We start from the raw sequence: 20,611 nt of genomic DNA, 5'->3' as shown, positions 1-20,611 counted from the left end.
TCCGCCTTCTGCACCTTGCTTGCATGGAATCGGCCGCTGCTTTCCTCTGGAGTACCCCATGAATAACAAGAATGTCGGTGTTGTCGGTCTGGGCGCGATGGGCCTGGGCATTGCCCGTTCACTGTTGCGCAGCGGTTTCAATGTGCATGCCTGTGATGTGCGCGCGGCGGTGACGGAGCAGTTTGCCAGCGAGGGCGGCGTGGCTTGCTCTTCGCCCGCGCAGATGGCTGGCGAGTGTGACGTGATCATTACTGTTGTGGTGAATGCCGAGCAGACTGAAACCGTATTGTTTGGCGAGGGTGGTGCCGTGGCGGCTTTGCGTCCGGGCAGCCTGGTGATCGGCTGCGCCACCGTGGCCCCGACCTACGCCGTAGACCTGGGGCAGCGTCTGGCCGAGCAAGGCCTGCTGTATCTGGATGCGCCGATCTCCGGTGGCGCGGCCAAGGCTGCCGCTGGCGAGATGACCATGATGACTTCGGGCCCGGCCGATGCCTACGCCAAAGCCGAAGCGATCCTTGCGGGCATGGCCGGCAAGGTCTATCGCCTGGGTGACGTCCATGGCCTGGGTTCGAAGGTCAAGATCATCAACCAGCTGCTTGCCGGGGTGCACATCGCTGCATCCGCCGAAGCCATGGCGCTGGGCCTGCGCGAAGGGGTCGATGCCGATGCGCTGTATGAGGTTATCACTCATAGCGCCGGTAATTCCTGGATGTTTGAAAACCGCGTGCCGCACATTCTCAAGGCCGACTACACGCCGTTGTCCGCGGTGGATATTTTCGTCAAGGACCTGGGCCTGGTGCTGGATACCGCACGAGCCAGCAAATTCCCGCTGCCACTGTCGGCCACCGCCCACCAGATGTTCATGCAGGCTTCCAGCGCCGGCTTCGGCCGCGAGGACGACTCGGCGGTGATCAAGATTTTCCCGGGCATCGAGTTGCCAACTGCCAAGCCTGAGTCTGTTTGAGGAGCGCTCCATGACTACATCCACCGCCCGCCCGCTGCTGGGCTGCATCGCCGACGATTTCACCGGTGCCACGGACCTGGCCAACATGCTGGTGCGCGGCGGAATGCGCACCGTACAAAGCATCGGCATCCCGAGCAGTGAAGTGGCCGCAGGGCTCGACGCCGATGCGATCGTCATTGCCCTTAAGTCGCGCACCATTGCGGTCGCCGACGCAGTCGAACAATCCCTCGCGGCACTCGCCTGGCTGCGCGAGCAAGGCTGTGAGCAGATCTTTTTCAAGTACTGTTCGACGTTCGATTCCACCGCGGCCGGCAATATCGGCCAGGTCAGCGAAGCGCTGCTGAGCGCACTGGGCAGCGACTTCACCCTCGCATGCCCGGCGTTCCCGGAAAATGGTCGGACGATCTTTCGCGGCCACTTGTTTGTTCAGGATCAGCTGCTGAGCGAGTCGGGCATGCAGCATCACCCGCTGACGCCGATGACCGATGCCAATCTGGTTCGGGTTCTGCAATCGCAGACCCGCCTGAATGTCGGCCTGTTGCGCTACGACAGCATTGCCCAAGGGGCCGGGCAGGTTCGTGCGCGAATCGCCGAATTGCGGGCTCAAGGCGTCGGCATGGCGATCGCCGATGCCTTGTCCGACAGTGATCTTTACACCTTGGGTACCGCCTGCGCCGATCTGCCGTTGTTGACCGGTGGCTCGGGGCTGGCCCTGGGCTTGCCGGATAATTTCCGGCGCGCTGGCAAGCTGCGTGATTTCGATGCCTCCAGGCTCCCAGCGGTGTCTGGCGGCGAAGTGGTGTTGGCCGGTAGCGCCTCCGTGGCCACCAATGGCCAAGTGGCGGCCTGGCTCGAAGCCGGTCGGCCCGCGCTGCGGATTGATCCGTTGGCCCTGGCTGCTGGCGAGCCGGTCGTTGCGCAAGCCATGACCTTCGCCCGTGAAAATGAACAAACCGTATTGATCTACGCCACCAGCTCGCCGGAGGAGGTCAAGGCCGTGCAACAAAAGCTGGGTGTCGAACAGGCCGGCAGTCTGGTGGAAAACGCCTTTGGCGAAATCGCCCAGGGTCTGCGCCAGAGCGGCGTGCGTCGTTTCGTGATCGCCGGTGGTGAAACCTCGGGCGCCGTGGTTCAGGCACTGGGCGTGCAGTTGTTACAGATCGGTGCGCAGATCGATCCTGGTGTGCCGGCGACGGTCAGCAGTACTGATGAGCCTTTGGCGCTGGCACTCAAATCGGGCAACTTCGGTGGCCGGGACTTCTTCAGCAAAGCCTTGAAGCAACTGGCCCAGGCCGGAGGTGCACAATGAGCTGCGCAATGAGTCGCGAAAACGCCTTGCGCGAAGAAATCTGTGAGGTTGGTCGCAGCCTCTACCAGCGCGGTTACACCGTCGGCAGCGCCGGCAATATCAGCGCCCGCCTGGACGACGGCTGGTTGATCACGCCGACTGATGTCTGCCTCGGTCGCCTCGACCCGGCGACGATTGCCAAGGTCAATCTGGCCGGCGAATGGGTGTCCGGTGACAAGCCTTCAAAGACCCTGGCGCTGCATCGCCAGGTCTACGACCGCAACCCGAGTGTCGGTGGTGTGGTGCATACCCATTCCACCCATCTGGTGGCGTTGACGCTGGCGGGTGTCTGGCAGCCAGACGACATTCTTCCGCCGCTGACGCCGTATCAGGTCATGAAAGTCGGGCACATCCCGTTGATTGGCTACCAGCGACCCGGCTCGCCAAAGGTCGCCGAGCAGGTCGCGCAACTGGCCAACAGCGTTCGCGGCGTGATGCTCGAACGGCTTGGCCCGGTGGTCTGGGAGAGTTCGGTGTCCAGGGCCAGCTACGCCCTGGAGGAGCTCGAGGAAACCGCACGGCTCTGGCTGATGAGCAATCCCAAGCCCGAACCGCTCGATCAAGCAGCGCTGGACGAGCTGCGAGAGACCTTCGGCGCGCACTGGTAGAACGCATTTTCGAGCACGATAGAACACAACAGATCGATTACGCAGGCCCGGTCCGGGAGACGCGCAGCGACTCTCGATAGCCGCGGCTTGCCTAAAAATACAATAACAAGAGGAAATCCAGGCATGACTCACGTTCACTGCGGCATTTTCAGAAGAACCGTTTCGTTCACCCGGCGTGGAGGGTTTCTGAAATGAGCCCGTTAATCCTGATGGTTACCGCAGGGGTGGGCATCGCGCTGTTGTTGTTCCTGGTGCTCAAGTACAAGTTCCAGCCCTTCGTGGCCTTGATGCTGGTGAGCATTCTGGTGGCACTGGTGGCCGGGGTGAAACCGGCCGATCTGGTTGCCACCATCGAAGGCGGCATGGGCAAGACCCTGGGCCATATCGCGATCATCATTGCCCTGGGCGCGATGATCGGGCGGATCATCGAGCTCTCCGGCGGTGCCGAGGCTCTGGCCAAGACGTTGATCACCCGTTTCGGCAACCGACGCACGCCGCTGGCGCTGACGATTGCCGGCTTCATGGTCGGGGTACCTGTGTTCTTCGAGGTCGGTGTGATCATCCTCATGCCGCTGGCCTATGGCGTCGCCCGCAGTGCGCGTAAGCCGTTGCTGGTGTTCGCACTGCCGATGTGCGCTGCCTTGTTGACCGTACACGCCTTCCTGCCGCCACACCCGGGCGCAGTGGCTGCTGCCAGCCAGTTGGGCGCCGACCTCGGTCGCGTGCTGATGTTCGGTCTGCCGATCACCGCGCTGCTCTGCTATGTCGGTTATCGCGTGGCCGGGCGCATGACCCGCCGGGTGTACCCGATGACCGACGATATTCGTGCCGAGGTCTACGGCCCGCATGTCACCAACGAAGATCTGGCTGCCTGGGCCAATGGCAACGGCAAGAGCACTGAACAAGCCGCTGTGGCGGTGTCACACATGGGCCTGGAAGAGGCCACCAGCAGCATTGTCGCGAAGTTGCCGCCGGCACCCCCACCGGGTTTCGGTCTGATCGTCAGCATGATCCTGCTGCCGATCATTCTGATTTTGCTGGGGACTCTGGCCACCTCGTTGCTGCCGGCTGAATCGACCCTGCGCAGCATCATGACCGTGCTCGGCGCGCCATTGGTGGCGCTGCTGATCGACACCTTGCTGTGTGCCTGGTTGCTGGGTTCGCGTCGGGGCTGGAGCCGTTCTCAGGTGTCCGACGTGATCGGCTCGGCGTTGCCCGGCGTGGCCATGGTGATCCTGATTGCCGGCGCTGGCGGTGTATTTGGCAAGGTGCTGGTGGATACCGGTATCGGCGCCGTGGTCTCCGACATGCTGCGCACCACCGGTCTGCCGGTGCTCGCGCTGGGCTTTCTGCTGACTATGCTGTTGCGCGCGGTCCAGGGCTCGACCACTGTGGCGCTGGTGACCACCGCCGGCATCATCAGTCCGCTGATTGCTACCCTCAATCTGACCCCGAACCACATGGCCCTGCTGTGCCTGGCCATGGGCGGTGGCGGGCTGGCCATGTCCCATATCAATGATGCCGGTTACTGGATCTTCACCAAGCTGGCCGGGCTGAATGTGGCCGACGGCTTGCGCACCTGGACGGTACTGACCACCTTGCTTGGTACATTGGGTTTCGGTATTACGTTGCTGATCTGGCCGTTTGTCTAACGAACTGTCGACCTGTAGGAGCACGGCTTGCCGGCGATGGCGTACTTGAGATCGCCATCGTCGAAACGCCGCCCGGAGCAAGCTCGGCTCCTACAAAAAGCCATCTGTTTCAATGAACTATTTTTAGTTCTTATAGGAGCTAACATGCCTCGTTTTGCTGCCAACCTCAGCATGCTCTATCCCGAACATGAGTTTCTGGATCGCTTCGCCGCCGCTGCCGCCGATGGTTTCGAAGCGGTGGAGTATCTGTTTCCCTACGACTACAGCGCTCAGGAACTCAAGCAGCGCTTGAGCGACAACGGCCTGGTACAGGCGCTGTTCAACGCACCGCCCGGCGATTGGGCGGCTGGCGAGCGGGGCACGGTGTCGTTGCCGGGCCGTGAGAGTGAATTTCGCAGCGGTTTTGATCGCGCCCTGGAATACGCCGCCGTGCTGGGGAACTCACGAATCCATGTCATGGCAGGCCTGCTGCCCCGCGAGAGCGATCGGGCACGGCATCACGGCATTTACCTGGAAAACCTCGCTTACGCTACCGCTCAGGCGGCCAAGGTCGGGGTCACGGTATTGCTCGAACCGATCAACACGCGGGACATGCCGGGCTTTTTCCTCAACCGGCAGGATCAGGCCCAGGCCATTTGCAAGGAGGTGGGCGCCAGTAACCTGAAGGTTCAGTTCGACTGCTACCACTGCCAGATCGTCGAGGGTGACCTGGCCAGCAAACTGCGTCGGGACTTCGACGGTATCGGCCATATCCAGATCGCTGGCGTACCGGATCGCCACGAACCGGACCTGGGAGAAATTAACTATCCTTATCTGTTCGAGCTGATCGACCAGTTGGGGTATGACGGCTGGGTAGGGTGTGAATACCGGCCGCGTGGCAATACCTCGGCAGGCTTGCAGTGGTTGCGGGACTGGAAGAGCCGCTAGCGCTCAAAACCCTGCGCGCCACTATCGGAAGGCAACAGCAGTTCCACACCCTGCTTGCGGATGCTATCGACCGCGGCAGGGGTCAGCGCATCGTCGCTGAGGATGATATCGAACTGCTCGAGCCCGGCGATCTTGTACATGCTGAACGTGCCGTACTTCGAACTGCTGGCCACCAGCACCACTTGCGAGGCCGATTGCATCGCGACTTGCTTGACCTCAACCTTCAGTGCCGAAGGCGTAGTGAGGCCGCGACGCAAATCCCAGGAACTGGTCGATATGAAGGCGATATCGGTGACGACCTGGCGCAAGGTGGCAACCGCCAAACCGCCCACGCACGATTGATTGGAGTGATCCAGCTGCCCGCCGGTATGAATCACCGTGACATGGGGCGCCTCGATCAACGCCTGGACAATGCCGAAGTCGTTGGTCACCACCGTCATGCCCGACAGCGCCTTGATGTAGGGGACGATCTCCAGCGTGCTGGTTCCCGCATCCAGATAAATCGTCATGTCGGGGTGCAGTAAGCGCGCGGCGAGTTTCGCCATCGCCTGCTTCTGCGGCAACTCGACCACCGCCTTGAACTGATGGCTGGGCTCACTGTGGAGCTGGCTGGCGATTCGCACCCCACCGGTTACCGAGTAAGCACGTCCTTCCTGTTCAAGCAGCGCGATATCGCGGCGTATGGTCATGTGCGAACAGTCGAACATTTCCATTAACTGATGAACGCTCAGCACCTGATGCTTGCGCAACTGTCGCAGCATCAATTCACGGCGCTGCTCAGGAATCATCGGTGCGCCGCTTTGCGCGGCGATGTCCTTTTGACTAGGCATTCAGGCTCCAAAGTGAGGAAAGCTGAGGGTAAAGGTGCGGTCAAACATAGTAGCGAATCTGTGACTGGATCAGTAGCGCAACGCTGTAATGGATCCAGGGACCACGGCGGTCATTCAGGTTTGATGGCCAGCCCGCCGGCCGACGAGAGCTATGACAACACTGAGGCGATTCTCGCTCGATTGGCCGATGACCCGGCCGGGGTCGCGGTCGCTGCCGTCGGCCTGTCCAACGAGCGGATCAAGCGTCCTCTCCCGCGAGGGACAGACGATCATCAAGGCGCAGAAGGCTACGGTCGAGGGTTATGTGCCGTTGAGTCCGTCGGGTCTGGCGCTGGAAAGGTCCAAATTGAACGTGTTGTAACCCTGCTGGCTCTGGCTTTTTCTGCAAAAAAAACACATCCGCGAAAAGAGCTTGCCTCTTGAGGGGATGTGTTCTTTTTTGAGGGCCGCACGTAAATGGCCTCTGGTACGAAAATGGTACAAAGAAAATTTTGAGGCTTTTGCTTCTACTGGGTGGAGCGAATCGCCCCGCCGTCAATCAATAGATTCTGTCCCGTCAGGTAGCTAGCGTGAGCGCTGCAGACAAAGGCGCACAATGCACCGAACTCTTCAGGCGTGCCGAAGCGTTTGGCCGGAATCTCTCGGCGGCATTCGGCGAGGAAAGCCTCGCTGTCCTGCCCCAGATCCTGCGCGGCGGCGACCAGGTTGTTGCGCAGCCGATCGGTGTCGAAGGAGCCCGGTTGCAGGTTGTTGATGGTCACGTTGCGGCTGGCGATGTTGTCTTGTCGGGCCAGCCCAGCGATGAATCCGGTCAGCCCGCTGCGCGCACCATTGGACAGGCCCAGGCTCTCGATGGGGGATTTGACCGCGCTCGAGGTGATGTTGACGATACGGCCAAACCCGCGTTCGGCCATGCCGTCCACCGTTGCCTTGATCAGCTCGATGGGGGTGAGCATGTTGGCGTCCAGGGCCTTGATCCAGGCCTCCCGGTCCCAGTCGTGGAAATCCCCCGGAGGCGGCCCGCCGGCGTTGTTGATCAGGATGTCGAAATGCGAGTGAGCCGCCAGCGCAGCGGTTCGACCCGCTGGCGTCGAGATGTCGCCCACGACCGCTATCACGGTTACAGCGGGGTTCAACGCGCGTAGCTCAGAGGCCGTAGCCTTGAGCGTGTCTTCGCCGCGAGCGGTGATCACAACGTTCACGCCTTCGCTGACCAGCGCTTGCGCGCAGGCTTTGCCAAGCCCTTTGCTGGCGGCACAAACCAGTGCCCAACGCCCCTCGATGCCGAGATTCACAAGCGGTCTCCTTCAGTGGTGTTCAATAGGAATGTAAAAAAACTGGCGACAAGGTAAGGCCGGTATGACTCACCCACATAGCTAACAAAACAGTTCAAGCACATAGGTAACAGTTTTTAACTGGCACTGGTCGATTCCGAGGATCTGACCATGCTGTGGCGGGTCGCAGAGAGTCCATTAAGGTGCAGGAATATAGCAGCTCCGCAGTTTGGCTTCGAGCCGGTCCCGATCCGGAGTTTGCCTTGGGCCCGGCCGGGTCTGGCTGCCACCGCCAGCGTAATTTTCGAGAAATAAAAATGCCGACAGCATGACTGTCGGCACTATTCAGACACCCATGCCCCCGGCGCTGCCGAAGGCACACAGGTTTATGTGATCAGGCCTGGGCGAGGAGCGCTGAATTGATCTTCCCGCCGGCAGAAGTCGTGGCCAAGGTCGAGAAACAGGCCGAAGTCTTCAAGAGTGGCGACGGTCCGGTCTTGCACGGCATCGGGACGCGCTGATCCGGCAGCTGGAACGCACCGATACGGCCTATAAAGAGTGAGTTGAAGGGTTTCTCACATGGCGACTTTCATCGGTGGCTTCCAGCCGCCGCCCAAGGCCTTGTACAGGTTCACCTGATTGATTTCCCGCGCCAGTTCCAGTGCGAACCACTGCTGTTGCGCAGAGAATAACGAACGCTGGGCGTCCATGGTGGAGAAATAGCTGTCCAGACCCGCTTCGAAGCGAAGGCGAGACTGGCGATAGGCTTCTTGATAGTCAGCGACCAGGTGTTTCTGATTGTCGACCTGGGTCAGCATCTCCTGGCGCGCATTGAGCGCGTTGGCCGCTTCGCGAAAGGCATTCTGCACGGTTCCTTCGTAAGCGGCGGTTTGTCCATCGTAGCGGGCATGGCTGGCATCCACCTGAGCGCGTCGAGCCCCGCCATCGAACAGCGTCAAAGACCCGGCTACCGCGACTGACCATAACTCGGCCGGGCCGCTCATCAGATTGGCAAACTCTCCAGACAGACTCCCCAACGCAGAGGTGAGTGAAAGTCTGGGGAAGTAGGCGCTGCGCGCAGCGCCTATATCAGCGTTGGCGGCCCGCAAAAGCGCTTCGGCTGCCATGATGTCCGGCCTGCGCTCGATCAGCGATGACGGCAGCCCGGCAGGTACATCGGCGGTCGCAAGGGTTTTGCCCAGTTCGCCTTCCGGTAACAGTTGGGTGGGCACGGGTTGACCCACCAACACGCGTAACGCATTCATATCCTGCGCCACTTGCATGCGATAGGTGTTGATCTGTACTGCCGCGGTGTTGGTTTGGGCATCGGCCTGGTGGACATCGATCCGTGCGGTAGAGCCATAGTTGTAACTGGTGCGCAACAGCTGTCCGTAGTGATTTTGCGAGTCGTAGGTGTTTTGTGCCAACGCCAACAGATTCTGGTTGGCTTTCAGGCTCAGCCAGGTGCTGGCGACTTCACCGATCAATGCCAGTCGGGCCGTCTGGTAGTCTGCTTCGGAGGCTTCGAAACGGGCCTGCGCCGAATTTCTCTGGCTGCGGATACGGCCGAACAGGTCCAACTCGTATGAAGTGAAACCGGCCGTGGCCTGAAAGGTGTTGGCCACGCTGCCTGTGCTGTCGCCTCCGGTGGGCGTCCTGACGATCGATGGCATCTTGCTGCGCCCGGCATAGGTGTCGATGCCAATGGCGGGAAACAGCTTGGCCCGGGCTCCGGCATAACCCGCTCTGGCTTCCTCCATGCCGGCGGCGAACTGACGCAAGCCACGGTTGTTATTCAGGGCCAGCTCGATCAATTGCCGGAGCCGGTCGTCAAGAATGAAGCCGCGCCAGTCCTGTTCGAATGCCTTTTTGGCGCTGCAACAATCGGCTGACGCGGATTGCGGCCACTGTTGATCGATCGGTGCGTCCGGCCGCTCATAAGTGGGTTCCATCGAGCAGCCGCTCAGCATGAGCAGGGATGCCAGACAGGTCGTGGATAAGGAGTTATTCATGATGGCTCTCCTAAAGGCGTTGACCGAGCAATGCTCGCAGCTGGGAAACAAGGAGGGATAACAAGCTGCCTCTGCTGCCGGATCCTTCAGGGCCGGACACCTGCGGCACAGGCTTTTTTATCAAACTGCCCTTAAAGGACTTGAAGCGAACCATAGAAGGCCTGGACGGTTGGCTGGTGCGTCGTGGCAGTACCGGTCTGGCTGCCTTTTCACCCAGTAACGAGCGGCGCAACAGGCTATTGAACGCCATCAATGGCCTGGCCTTGCCGGCAACATTGGCCGTCGCGTCGCTGAACAGCCGCGCGATGAGCCGATGGCGAAGTGCATCGGACAGGTCGATGAATTGCAGTCCCAACTGATCAATGCGGGGGTGGCGCATGACTTCCACGCCGATCCAGCCAACCTTGTCGACCCATATTTCACCGCGCATTCCCTGCTTTATCAATTTCGCTAACGTGCAGGAGAAAGCGGCCCCGCTAATGGAAATGTCGACCATTCGGCCCGGCAAGGTCACCCCGGCGATACGCAAGCCGGCGGGCTTGTCGAAAGGGAATCGCTCTTCACCGTGCAGGCGGGGCCTGTCGACGCAGGCCACCAGGGTCGCGAGGTTGTAGACCAATGCGACCACGGTCCAGCAAAGATTGAACAGCATGTTGCCGTCGAATGCGGCAGCAGTCGAAATGGCGGTATAAGCGCCGATCTGTGAGAGCAAGGTCAGCGCACAGAAGAACCCGAACAACTTCCAGTGAATCACCGTTCTGGAGCGATCGAGTCCTTTTGCCGTCACTTTGAACGGCCGGCCGAAGGGGCGGATCATGGCGCTGATGAGGGTGGCAGTCACCGCCAGCGAAGCCACGATTTGGGTGACTTCGGTAAAAATCGGTAGCGTTCGCCGGTCGGTGACCCAGGTGCCGTAACCCCAGAAGGCAATCAGCGCGGGCATCCCGTGGGCGAGAAAATCAACAGGGTTGGCATAAAATCCGGCGATACCGAAGTACCAGTACAGCACCGGTGAGATCAACAGCATCAAGATGAATGGCTTGGACGCCCAATGCGTCAGGCCGTGCAGGAAGTGCAGACGATCATTGAGCGTGTAGCCCTTGCCACGTAAAGGACCGTCCTTGAGCAGTGCGACCTGAATCGTACCCAGGCACCATCGCCCACGCTGATTGATGTACTCGGTCAAGCCCTCGGCCGACAGGCCGATGGACAAGCGTTCGTTCAGCCAGCGAGTGACATAACCTTGTTGCAGTAACCGGTAAGTGGTGTTGATGTCTTCGCAAATCGACTCGGTGGGAAACCCGCCGAACTCGGTGATGAGGTCGCGGCGGATGACGAACGACGTACCGACGCAGAACGCAGAATCCCAGCTGTCCTTCGCCGGTTGGTAGACGTCGAAGAATACCCGCTGTTCGTCTACCCAGCAGGTCGAGGAACCGAGGTTGTGCTGGATTGGATCGGGGTTGTAGTAAAACTGCGGTGTCTGCACCAACCCGACTCGAGGGTCTTCAAACAGCCCCAGGGTGCGCAACAGAATGGGTCGCTGCGGTGCGAAGTCCGCGTCCAGCACCAGAATGTAGGGCGCATTGGTGCTGGCAGCCGATTGCCGTAAACCATTGTTGAGATTACCCGCCTTGGCGTGCGAATTGTCCCCACGACGTGCGTAATTCACACCGACCTCGCAGCAATAGTCGCGCAACCAGTCACGCCGGGTATCGTCCAGCACCCAGACAGCGAAGTTGGGGTAGTCGATGGCTTGAGCGGCGGCGATGGTTTTCTCCAGGATATTGAGCCCCTCGTTATAGGTCACGATGAGCACATCTACTGCGGGCACATCCTGGCCCGCGGCTCGCAGGCGACGCTCCCCGGCATCGGCGCTGGCGTGGTGATCCGAGCGACACAGCATCACAATGATTGAAAACAGCGTGTAAACGATCGCCAGCAGCTCAAAGAATAGAAAGCTGTATGACCAGACCGTGGCAGCACCGGCATGGGCGTCAGGCAGGGTGTCGCGGATCCGCCAGACGGCATAGTTGATCAGCAGCAGCGCGGTCATTGCGCCGAAAGCGCTTCGCGCCGCCCATTGGTCGCGGTGCGTCAGACATCCGAACAGGATGACCATGGCCAGCGTCCAGAAATTGATTTGCAGCAGTTGTAACGTGTCCAATGTATGCATGTCAGTTCGCCTCGCGAGAACCTGTGAAGGGGTTGATGCCGGTTGCGGCGATCGCCGCCCATGCGGTGGCTCCCAAATGAGGTAGGTGGTAATAGTAAAAATCATCGATGACCGAGTCCGGACCTATGGCCAGTCCGGTACTGATGCGCGCCTGGGGTGTTGCAAACAGCCAGCCGTCGCCGGTTTGCTGCGCGGCCAGAACCGCCCATAGCGGCTGTGCTTTTTCCGGTGCTCCACTCAGCCGAGCAACCGCAGCAGTCTGCGCAGTTCCTTCGGTCCACAGACCATCCGGATTGCGCTTGAAGCCGTAACCGGCCCCGGAACGATGCGCCTGATCGATGAAACTGAAGACCCGCTGCCAATCGGCAGGGGGATGGTGCAAGGCAATCAACGGCCAGATCTGCGCGTCCAGCCCTGAGCGCGAGCGATCGGATGTTCGCCCGTCGCCCAGTGTGCCGATCAGAAAGCGGCCTTCACGTGCGTCCCACTGACTGAAGACGAACTGGCGCGCAATCTTCGCCTGGCGCGCCGCATGTTCATCCGCATGTAACTGGTCAAGCGCGGTCCAGGCGGCAGCCAGATCGGCATTGTGTTCGGTGGACTTCCAGTCCTGCCTGGCTTGCTCCGGGGGATAGCCGTAGTAGCCGCCGATGAATCCTTCGGGAGGCCGACTATCGTAGGTTTTCTGTTCGGTCCAGCGCAGAACCCTTTGGGCCGCCTTCAGATAAGGCTCCTCGCCGGTTTGGCGAAATGCCTCCAATAGCGCCAGTGCCCCCCAGGCTTGATTGCCGGTAGCGCTACTGATCTGGTACGCATCCTGATTCCAGGCGTTGCGTTGCGTGCTCCAGTAGCCAGGTAGCGTCATCGGTCCGCTTTTGAGTGGTCCGGCAGCGTAGGCGTTGCGCAATCGGCCGTCCTGATAGTCAGGGTCGTGCAAGGTCGCGTATGCCAGCGCATCCGCGATCCGGCGTGCCGATTGCGCTTTGCCGCAGGCGAACAGAGCGATGCTGGCCAAGGCGTTATCGTAAGTGAACGCGACCCCGCGCAAGGCCTGGATCTCAGGCTGCTGACCGGCCACGGGTGGATAGCTGGCCAATAACAAAGGGCCCGCCGCTTGCGCTTGTACCGCCTGGTCGAGCGCTGTGCAGGTCATCTCGGCCAGGCGTGGCATCGGGTCCGCAGCCAGTGCCGGGCTCGCGCCATGGCTGGCTGCCAGGAGACCGAGTGTCAGCACCCAGCGCCTGCGGGCATAGCTGGAAGTAATCATCAGCGTGACACCTCGGCAGTGACCCAATGCCCCGGGTTGCAGACCGCGGCTCGCTGACTTTTTGTGAGATTGCTGCCGAAGGCGCCGACCACATAGACCGAATTCTGTTCGGCATAGGGAAATGGAACGCTATAGCTACTGGCCTGAATATCCGAGGGGCTGGACAGCAGTTGCACGACCTTGGCTGTCAGGGTATGGCTCAAACCGCGGATACTCACCCGCAAAACACTGTCGCGTTCGATCTTGCTCGCCATTCGCTCCGGGAACACTGCAATCACGTAACTCTCATTGCAGTTGGTGGCGCGCAGCAATGTCGCACCCGCGCGCACCTGTGTCCCTTGCGGTGCCACCAATTCCTGGACGGTGCCGGGTGAATAGGCAATCACGTCGTACCCGCTCATCAGCTTGATTCTGTCTTGCTCGGTGGCAATCAGGTTATTGAGGTTGTCCAGTTCCTGTTGTTGTGTCGCCTGATTCTTGGCCTGATTGGCCAGGCTCAACTGCAGAGTGGTTATTTTCGCCTTGAGTTCGAACAGGCGCAGCTGCTCAGGGTCCAGATACACCTCTTTGCTGGCAGCGCTGAGGTCACCATCGTTGATCCGCAGTTGCGACTTGACGGACTCGGCGGCGCCTTGCAGTGATGCCAGTTGCGCCTTGGAGGAGGCCACCGCGGCCTGGCTGATGGCGCCTTGGCGAAACAGCTCCAGGTTACGATCGACCGTCTCCTGGGCGTCCTCCAGGCGCACACTGGCAGCACTGCTCTCGGCTTTCAGGGCTTTCTGGGCATAGAGCTGTCGGGTATGGAATGCCGATTGATATTGCTGACTGGTTTTCTCCAGCGCGTTGAGAAACTGCTGATCGTGCTCTGCCTGGCTGGTCAATGAAGACAGTTGCTGTTCCAGGGACAAACGGCGCGTTTGCAAGGTCAGCAACGCCTCTTGATTGGCCCGCGGATTATCGATGGTGGCGATTTTTTGCCCTGTGGCAAAGCTCGCTCCGGGTTCGATCGTGAGCGAACTGACCACTCCATCGATAGGCGTCGTCAGCAAAATCACAGGTGCGTTCAACACCGCCCGCGTCGCGGAGGAAGACATCAAGGGCATGAACAGTGTCGAAAACAGCAGCCAGATAATGAATGCCAGGACGCCGAATCCGACCAGTCGCGGCAGGAAGGAAAATGAAAAGCGTTTTGAGCGAGTATCAGCCATTCTCCAGCACTCCTTGAAAGAGCAATGAATTAGTTCGGCACGTGGCCGGTCCGACCCGACAGTCAGGTAATAGAACCCATGACTGCACAGGGCAGAAGTCAGGTGGAACTCAAGTTGAATCGCCGTTCATTTGCTGGGCGATATGTCTCTGACCCAGCGATGGTTTGAAAGTTGTTTTTTGGTGCGCAGGAATTTTGCCCTGTCTTGTTGGTGTAATTAGATAATAAACTACGCGTAATTTATTACTTATTTACATATCGAAGCGGCTGCGGTAAAGCCGGTCGAAGTCTGCCATGAATGAGGTGCCGGGCTTCTGCGTTCAGATGTACGGCTCATTCAAAGCCAGTGTTTGTCTACGTCTCGAGCTTGCGACGGTAAATGTGCTCTCGGCGACTGTCAACATCTGATGTTCTAAGGTTTTAGATTGCCGACAAACTGAGGGTGTTCTTCTGGGTGCTGTTTCTTGTCCTGTTTAAAGAAGTATTCAGCACGAAAGCGGGGAGGATATAAGGCAAAAAAAATATAAGGATCCATATGTTCATATATTTGAATAAGGCCGAAACATACCAGGACTGGTTTATAAGGGGACGCACCCGCAGGCTCGCCCCAAAGCGCACGGACATCCGCATCGATCCGCTCAAACGAAAGGCGGTCAACGATGTGTTGCGGCGTTTCGCCAAGGCGTTCGAGTGGGGCCGGCAAAATCCCGACGAGTACGCTCGGGTCTTCGCCAGGGTCAACGATATACCGCTTGATGTCTCGCAACGCCTGCGCAGTTGGGGCGACGAGTCCCCAAGCCAAAGCCTGTGGCTAAACCGGTCCGCAAACCCGTGGCGCAGGCACCGGCGCCAACTGCGCCAGCACAACCGGTCGCCGCGCCGGCACCACCGGCACAGCCTGCGCCCAAGCCGGTGACACCCGCGTGCCCATTGATTTCAAAATCCGGTAAGCCTGGCTCCAGCAGACCCGGACCAGACAGTTATTGCCCCGTCCTGAATAAGGTTTACACCCTCTGATCTATTTTCAGGAGGGTGTAATGGATGCGGGAAAAGGCGATGAGGTGAAGGGAGATGAATTGCACGACTCTCCCGAACCAGACTACTTAAAAGCTTGTACTCGGTTTGGACGCGTCAGCCACGGTGGAGCGGTCGCAATTTATAAATGAAGACGAATTCAGCCAGCGTTGATCAGGATAATAAGAAAACAGTAACTGGCCGTCTTTCATTGAGTCGATGAGTTGATGAGCAATAGCGGGGCGCACGGCCGGGCAACCTAAACTTCTGCCAATACGGCCGTTCAACTGGGCCAGGTCGCGACTGACATAGGCTGCCCCGTGGATGACGATAGCCCGGTCGAGTGCATGATCGTTGAAGCCAGGCTCCAATCCCTCCATGCGCAAGGAATAGCCGTTATGACCGACATAGGTCGAACTCGTCCGATACAACCCAAGGCTGGTGGCCATGCTTTCATTCTGGTTGGAAAATTGACTGGCCATGTTTTCGCCGCTGTTACGGCCGTGCGCGACCAGTTCGTGAAAAAGTAATGTGCGGTGTTGCAGGTCAAACACCCACAGTCGTTGCTCGGTTGAGGGGAGAGAGTAATCAATCACTGCAAGTCTTTGGACAGGTGCCGCGCCTTGCGCCATTCGGCACTGAGACGCACGTACAGCCAGCGCGATAACCTTGGCGTTAGCGTCTGGTGCCGCTTTGACCAGCGCGGCCTCAAGCGAATCGGCGTAGGCGGCCTCTGCAGACATGGACATCACAAGCATGGCTGCCATTAAAAAGCCCGAGCGGTCTAGCGTCATGTGCGTATCCCATCACTATTTATACGAGTCTAGCAGTGTCAGTGGGTCTGAGTGACGATGCTCGAGTGGCTTTTAAACCCGAGGTGCAGGGGGAAGATTGTGCAGTGCTGCGAGCACTGAATCTAGTTCAGAACTGTCCATTTCATATTTGCCGCGAGCAGGACTTTCCGCTGTGGCGATGAGGCAAAACAAACAATAAAACTCTTTTCATAACCCTTGACGGGACGTGTGACAGGTTTATATTCGCCACTTCTTCGGCCGGTATCACGCTTTACTGGTTATTGTCTTTAAAGCGTGCAGTTCAAGTCATGTTGTTGAAACGTCAAGGTGACAAGAATCTTTCCTGGTCTAGACTGACTCATCAACTATATGAAATAGCCGGACGAACCGGTATTCAAAGAGAGGGAAAATGAGAAAACTTTATGTACTGGGCGCGCTTATTGCGCTGACGATTTGCAGTATTGGTATGAGCGATGCTCGCGAGGGGCGAAACGGCAAGCATCAGTCTGACTCGGTTGCGGGGGTATTTGACTACTATCTGTTGACGTTGTCTTGGTCGCCCACGTTTTGCCTGACCCATCGCGACAATGAGCAATGCTCGGGGAAAGGCTATGGCTTTGTGCTCCACGGTCTCTGGCCTCAATACGCCAAGGGCGGCTGGCCGCAGTCGTGCCCGCCGATGGTTCCTTTAACGCAAGCGGAGCAGGCGAGGGGGCTGACGTTGTTTGCGACGCGCAAGTTGCTGGAGCATGAATGGACAAAGCACGGCACCTGCAGTGGCCTGGGCGCCTCGGGTTATCTGGACACAGCGGACAAGGCCGTGGGCGCTGTCCGGATCCCGGAGCAACTGCAACCCTTCAGCACCGCCCATTACTTTGAAGCGCAAGAGATTGCGCAAATGTTCCGGAAGAGTAATCCCGGTATCCCTGCTGATGGCATCGCGATTCTGTGTAGCGGGCCCGAACTCTCCGAGGTTCGTGTCTGCATGGGCAAGGACTTGGCATTCGGGGCCTGCGGCAAGGGCGTCAAAACTCAATGTCGGTCCGGAGAGATTCGCGTGCCGCCTATTCGATAAGCGAGCCGGTTGGAGTCGTCAGCACTCTCGGCCAAAGGAGGTGCTGACGATAGTTCAAGAAAAGATTTACCCTTGAACAGGTACACTGGAAGCGACGTCTACTTGAGCGTTATTTAATAGTGCTGCGACTGTAATAAAAAATATTATTATCAGCAGCGCCAACAAGAGTAATCATACTCAACAGTATTCATCACATTCTCCTGATTTTTTGAAGAGGATTGAGATGTTGAGCTGGATGTTTAAATATAACCAGTCAGTCTATGAATAATGACGGTTGGTTTATGTTGCAATGCTGGATTCTCAGGGTCTTTATCGTCTTTAGCCTGGCAGACCGAGGTTACTGTGAGGCTCGCCATGCAGGAATTGATTATGAGAAACATAAAAATATATCTGTCCCATTTTTCAATGTGATCGAGCTGGATGGAGCGCCGCCGAATTGAGTCTATATTTAATGGCGGATTACGTGTAACGCACCGAAAGGATCCCCCGCGTGTTTTATAAAAGGCTACGCTGAACACTCAAGCTCAATCAGAGGGAGCCGGCCATGCAGTTGCACGAAGCGCAAACGATCACCGAGGTATACACCTCACAAGAGGTGAACAAGGCCTTGCGGGAGGGTTGGAAACTGCTGGCCGTGACGCCGGTAAGCAGTCCTCACAACCCCAACTGTATTACCACCTGTTATGTACTGGGTAAGAAAAAGCCCGCTGAACCGATTCGGCCATAAATCCCTCAGGCCGAATGGATTCGGATGCTCCGGGAGCGGGGCGGATCACCGCTCGGCCATTACACTGTACCCCTGTGCAGGCATGAGCAATGAGGCTGTCAGCTTATTTCATCGGGATGAAGCACATGAAAAAACAGGTCATGGCGATAATTATCCTTCTCGCTCTATCTCCCTATTCATGGGCAGGCGATAAATTTGGGGCGTTGGCTGTAGACAAAAATAATGGTTTCTATTACGGCTGGTCGCACGATCACTGAACCATGGAGCAGGCCAATACGAGGGCACTCGATGAGTGCGCGCAACGAGGCGGAAACTGCAGTGTTGTATTGGAATTATTTGGCGCTGACAGGTGTGGAGCATACCGCACGATAGACGGCGCGGTAGGAACAGCTTATGGCTGGGGAAAAGGCTCGGATCAATCAGTGGCAGATCGTATGGCCAATGAACAGTGTCTGGGGCGCTCAAATGGAAATAGTTGCAATAATCACGTTTGGGCGTGTAATACAAATGTAAAAGGTGCTGATTCAAAAAGTGCACCCGCTGACTTGACCGCTATTCGTAATGCGGTTGTCGATTACTATGATAATAATGGTGAGTGGGCTGGAAAGTTCCGCATGAGCGTTGAAAAGATCAGAGTGGATGGGGCCGGGTCAACGATCAAGGCGCACGTGAAGTACATATACTTCCCCATACCTGGAAACAATAGTTCGTCAGGTTATGATCAGCGGATTTTTACCATCAATGTTAATGGCAATGCATACACCGTAACTCATATGGATGGGTATATGTCTGCAAAATTTTAACCAGGGCATGACAAGGCCTGTATGACACGGTGTGTTGGTATTGTGATGGCTCATGTCAGCCTGGGGGAAGTGGCTGAACCACGTCCCCCCGCTTGGCACTATTTAAAGTGCTGCTCGTAAGTCGCCACCAGGTCCGGCGTGATCAGCTTGAAGGGCACCCAGACATTCGCTTCGACCGGTTCGCCTTTGATCATTTTGATGGCGGCTTGCAGGGCGCTGGTCGCCTGGGCTTTGGGGTCTTGAAACACCGAGGCCGCCAACTGGCCGCGCTTGATGGCCGCCAGTCCGTCAGGCAAGCCGTCTATGCCGACCACCGGAACCGAGCCTTTGGCCTTGCCGGCCTGTTGCAGGGCCATGGCTGCGCCGATGGCCATCTCGTCGTTGTTAGCGACGATGGCATCGAAGTTTGAGCCTGCGAGCACCCAGTTGCTGGTCAGGTCCATCCCTTTGTTGCGCTGCCACTCGGCACTTTGCTGCTCGACGATCTTGATCCCGGGATAGTCCTTGAGCACATCTTTGACCCCATCGGTTCGGCCTTGGGTGGCGTTTTGCGCCAGGTCGCCCATGATGATCGCCAGGTTGCCTTTGCCACCCATCTTGTCGGCCAGGTAACGCATCTGCAGTTGTCCGGCCTCGATGTCGTTGGACGCCACAGTGACCACACCTTTGGGCAAGACGCGCTCGTCCGGGCGGCGGTTGACGTAGACCAGTGGCGTTTTCGCCGCGACGGCGGCGCGGGTCATGTTGGCGGTGGCGGCAGTGTCCACGGGCAGGACGATGACCGCGTCCACTTTCTGGTTGAGGAAGCCTTCGATCTGATTCAGCTGACGCACCACGTCACCCTGAGCGTCCTCGAACTGGATCTGCACCTTCTCCTGTTTGGCGGCCGTTTCCAGGCCGCTGCGCACATAGGTCATGAAGTTATCGTCCACCCTGGCAATGCTCACGCCGATGCGATAGTCGGCGAGGGCCCATTGGCTGCTGAGGAGCAGCAGCGAGGCAATAAACAGTGTGCAACGTCGCATGATGGTTTTCCTTTTGTTGTTATGAGTTGAAATTCATCAAGGGTGAGGCGTTTCTGGCGCTCTCTGCATCAAACCTGCCAAGAGCGCCAGTGAGGTCCCAGGCGTTGCCGGCCTCGTCAATCAAACGTGAAGGCTTGCCGAAAGCGCTCAAGTGCCTGTTCGGAGTCGCCAGAGGCCCAACCCTCTAGCCCGACGACGCCGGTGTATCCCATGCGCAACAAAGCTCTGGCAATGGCTGGATAATGGATTTCGCCGGTGCCAGGCTCCATGCGTCCGGGGACATCGGCGACCTGGATTTCTCCAATGGCCGAGCCGGCACGCTGGATCAGTTCGATCAGGTTCCCTTCGCCGATCTGGGCATGGTAAAGGTCCAGGTTCATCTTCAGGTGCGGGCTGCCCACGGCTTCGATCAAGGCCAGGGTTTCTTCGGCGCGAGCGAAGGGAGTGCCGGGGTGGTCAACCTGGGTGTTGAGGTTTTCCAGCAAGAATACCCTGCCAGCCTCTTCCCCCAGCCTGGCGATTTTTTCCAGGGTCTTGCAGGCGCTCAGCCACATACGTCCGTTGGTGTGGGCCACAGGTTTGACCGGCAGGCCTTTGTCGTCCAGGCCGCTGCCATGCAGGTTGAGACTGGGGCAGTTCATCTGTGCGGCCACGGCCAGCGATTCTCGTGCGCTGTCGAGCAGATGCTTGATGTCCTCGGGATCGGTCAGGTTGCCCGAGATATAGCCGGTCATGGAGGTGAAGTCAGCGCCGGTGGCGACCAGGGCCGCAATGTCCTTCGTGGTCCAGTCCCAGAGTTCGGCGCTGAAGCCCAGCGCATGAATACGTTTGACGCGCTCTGTGAACGGGAGATCCAGGAAGACCATCTCGGCACTGATCGCCAGTTTGAAGGGTGTAAAGCTCATGCG

General features: G+C 58.4%; 18 protein-coding genes and 2 pseudogenes. 11 read left to right on the top strand and 9 right to left on the bottom strand.

What is annotated here, in order from left to right; genetic code table 11:
• The first annotated feature begins 58 nt into the window (after positions 1-58).
• From ltnD to otnI, 5 genes are all read left to right on the top strand, one after another.
• On the top strand, positions 59-964 hold the full coding sequence (gene ltnD / locus AC07VR_RS22675; RefSeq protein ID WP_495012603.1) for an L-threonate dehydrogenase: 906 nt from the start codon (positions 59-61) through the stop codon (positions 962-964).
• Between the two features lie 10 nt (positions 965-974).
• Positions 975-2,273 carry a 3-oxo-tetronate kinase gene (gene otnK / locus AC07VR_RS22670; RefSeq protein ID WP_494992273.1) on the top strand — a complete coding sequence of 433 codons (1,299 nt, stop codon included), beginning with the start codon at positions 975-977 and terminating at the stop codon, positions 2,271-2,273.
• Between the two features lie 8 nt (positions 2,274-2,281).
• Positions 2,282-2,920 carry a 3-oxo-tetronate 4-phosphate decarboxylase gene (gene otnC, locus AC07VR_RS22665; RefSeq protein ID WP_494992272.1) on the top strand — a complete coding sequence of 213 codons (639 nt, stop codon included), beginning with the start codon at positions 2,282-2,284 and terminating at the stop codon, positions 2,918-2,920.
• A gap of 191 nt (positions 2,921-3,111) precedes the next feature.
• The gene (locus AC07VR_RS22660) at positions 3,112-4,572 is read left to right on the top strand and encodes a GntT/GntP/DsdX family permease (protein WP_494992271.1); all 1,461 of its coding nucleotides are present in this window, start codon (positions 3,112-3,114) and stop codon (positions 4,570-4,572) included.
• A gap of 144 nt (positions 4,573-4,716) precedes the next feature.
• The gene (gene otnI, locus AC07VR_RS22655; RefSeq protein ID WP_494992270.1) at positions 4,717-5,499 is read left to right on the top strand and encodes a 2-oxo-tetronate isomerase; all 783 of its coding nucleotides are present in this window, start codon (positions 4,717-4,719) and stop codon (positions 5,497-5,499) included.
• Here otnI and AC07VR_RS22650 read toward each other — a convergent pair.
• Both AC07VR_RS22650 and AC07VR_RS22645 read right to left on the bottom strand, forming a co-directional pair.
• Entirely contained in the window at positions 5,496-6,329 is an 834-nt protein-coding gene (locus AC07VR_RS22650; protein WP_494992269.1) for a DeoR/GlpR family DNA-binding transcription regulator, read from the bottom strand. The genes otnI and AC07VR_RS22650 overlap by 4 nt on opposite strands.
• 506 nt (positions 6,330-6,835) lie before the next feature.
• On the bottom strand, positions 6,836-7,624 hold the full coding sequence (locus AC07VR_RS22645) for an SDR family oxidoreductase (RefSeq protein ID WP_495012602.1): 789 nt from the start codon (positions 7,622-7,624) through the stop codon (positions 6,836-6,838).
• Positions 7,625-8,013: 389 nt separating this feature from the next.
• Between AC07VR_RS22645 and AC07VR_RS22640 the strand changes: the two are divergent.
• Positions 8,014-8,165, top strand: a pseudogene (locus tag AC07VR_RS22640) (class II aldolase/adducin family protein); the annotation flags it as partial.
• A gap of 13 nt (positions 8,166-8,178) precedes the next feature.
• Here the strand turns inward: AC07VR_RS22640 and AC07VR_RS22635 are convergent.
• Genes AC07VR_RS22635 through AC07VR_RS22620 form a run of 4 tightly spaced genes read right to left on the bottom strand, consistent with a single transcriptional unit; the run spans position 8,179 to position 14,266 of the window.
• Positions 8,179-9,615 (bottom strand): efflux transporter outer membrane subunit, encoded by a 1,437-nt coding sequence (locus AC07VR_RS22635; RefSeq protein ID WP_494992267.1) that lies wholly within the window; start codon positions 9,613-9,615, stop codon positions 8,179-8,181.
• Positions 9,616-9,625: 10 nt separating this feature from the next.
• Complete coding sequence (locus AC07VR_RS22630; RefSeq protein ID WP_495012601.1) at positions 9,626-11,791, bottom strand: glycosyltransferase family 2 protein; 2,166 nt, start codon at positions 11,789-11,791, stop codon at positions 9,626-9,628.
• Position 11,792: 1 nt separating this feature from the next.
• On the bottom strand, positions 11,793-13,058 hold the full coding sequence (locus AC07VR_RS22625) for a hypothetical protein (RefSeq protein WP_495012600.1): 1,266 nt from the start codon (positions 13,056-13,058) through the stop codon (positions 11,793-11,795).
• Positions 13,058-14,266 carry an HlyD family secretion protein gene (locus AC07VR_RS22620; RefSeq protein WP_495012599.1) on the bottom strand — a complete coding sequence of 403 codons (1,209 nt, stop codon included), beginning with the start codon at positions 14,264-14,266 and terminating at the stop codon, positions 13,058-13,060. Before AC07VR_RS22620 ends, AC07VR_RS22625 begins: the two co-directional genes overlap by 1 nt.
• A 618-nt stretch (positions 14,267-14,884) precedes the next feature.
• On the opposite strand from AC07VR_RS22620, the pseudogene AC07VR_RS22615 reads away from it, so the two are divergent.
• Positions 14,885-15,058, top strand: a pseudogene (locus AC07VR_RS22615) (ABC transporter substrate-binding protein); the annotation flags it as partial.
• A gap of 310 nt (positions 15,059-15,368) precedes the next feature.
• Here the strand turns inward: AC07VR_RS22615 and AC07VR_RS22610 are convergent.
• Positions 15,369-16,073, bottom strand: coding sequence for a murein L,D-transpeptidase catalytic domain family protein (locus AC07VR_RS22610; RefSeq protein ID WP_495012598.1), 705 nt, complete (start codon positions 16,071-16,073; stop codon positions 15,369-15,371).
• Between the two features lie 409 nt (positions 16,074-16,482).
• On the opposite strand from AC07VR_RS22610, the gene AC07VR_RS22605 reads away from it, so the two are divergent.
• The 4 genes from AC07VR_RS22605 to AC07VR_RS22590 all read left to right on the top strand — a co-directional run bounded on the left by AC07VR_RS22605 (position 16,483) and on the right by AC07VR_RS22590 (position 18,678).
• Positions 16,483-17,148 (top strand): ribonuclease T2, encoded by a 666-nt coding sequence (locus tag AC07VR_RS22605; RefSeq protein ID WP_495012597.1) that lies wholly within the window; start codon positions 16,483-16,485, stop codon positions 17,146-17,148.
• A gap of 544 nt (positions 17,149-17,692) precedes the next feature.
• A complete protein-coding gene (locus tag AC07VR_RS22600) occupies positions 17,693-17,875 on the top strand; it encodes a hypothetical protein (RefSeq protein ID WP_494992261.1) in 183 nt (60 codons plus the stop codon).
• A 125-nt stretch (positions 17,876-18,000) separates the two neighbouring features.
• Positions 18,001-18,132 carry a hypothetical protein gene (locus AC07VR_RS22595; RefSeq protein WP_495012596.1) on the top strand — a complete coding sequence of 44 codons (132 nt, stop codon included), beginning with the start codon at positions 18,001-18,003 and terminating at the stop codon, positions 18,130-18,132.
• A gap of 3 nt (positions 18,133-18,135) precedes the next feature.
• Positions 18,136-18,678 carry a DUF4189 domain-containing protein gene (locus tag AC07VR_RS22590; RefSeq protein WP_495012595.1) on the top strand — a complete coding sequence of 181 codons (543 nt, stop codon included), beginning with the start codon at positions 18,136-18,138 and terminating at the stop codon, positions 18,676-18,678.
• Positions 18,679-18,776: 98 nt separating this feature from the next.
• Here AC07VR_RS22590 and AC07VR_RS22585 read toward each other — a convergent pair whose 3' ends face one another.
• Both AC07VR_RS22585 and AC07VR_RS22580 read right to left on the bottom strand, forming a co-directional pair.
• Positions 18,777-19,703 (bottom strand): sugar ABC transporter substrate-binding protein, encoded by a 927-nt coding sequence (locus tag AC07VR_RS22585; RefSeq protein WP_495012594.1) that lies wholly within the window; start codon positions 19,701-19,703, stop codon positions 18,777-18,779.
• Positions 19,704-19,819: 116 nt separating this feature from the next.
• Positions 19,820-20,608 carry a TIM barrel protein gene (locus tag AC07VR_RS22580; RefSeq protein WP_495012593.1) on the bottom strand — a complete coding sequence of 263 codons (789 nt, stop codon included), beginning with the start codon at positions 20,606-20,608 and terminating at the stop codon, positions 19,820-19,822.
• Positions 20,609-20,611: the final 3 nt, after the last annotated feature.

The sequence above is a fragment of the Pseudomonas sp. GW821-FHT02H09 genome, assembly GCF_059421425.1.
Note: the sequence above shows the minus strand (reverse complement) of the source record. Positions and strands in the feature narration are given on the sequence as shown.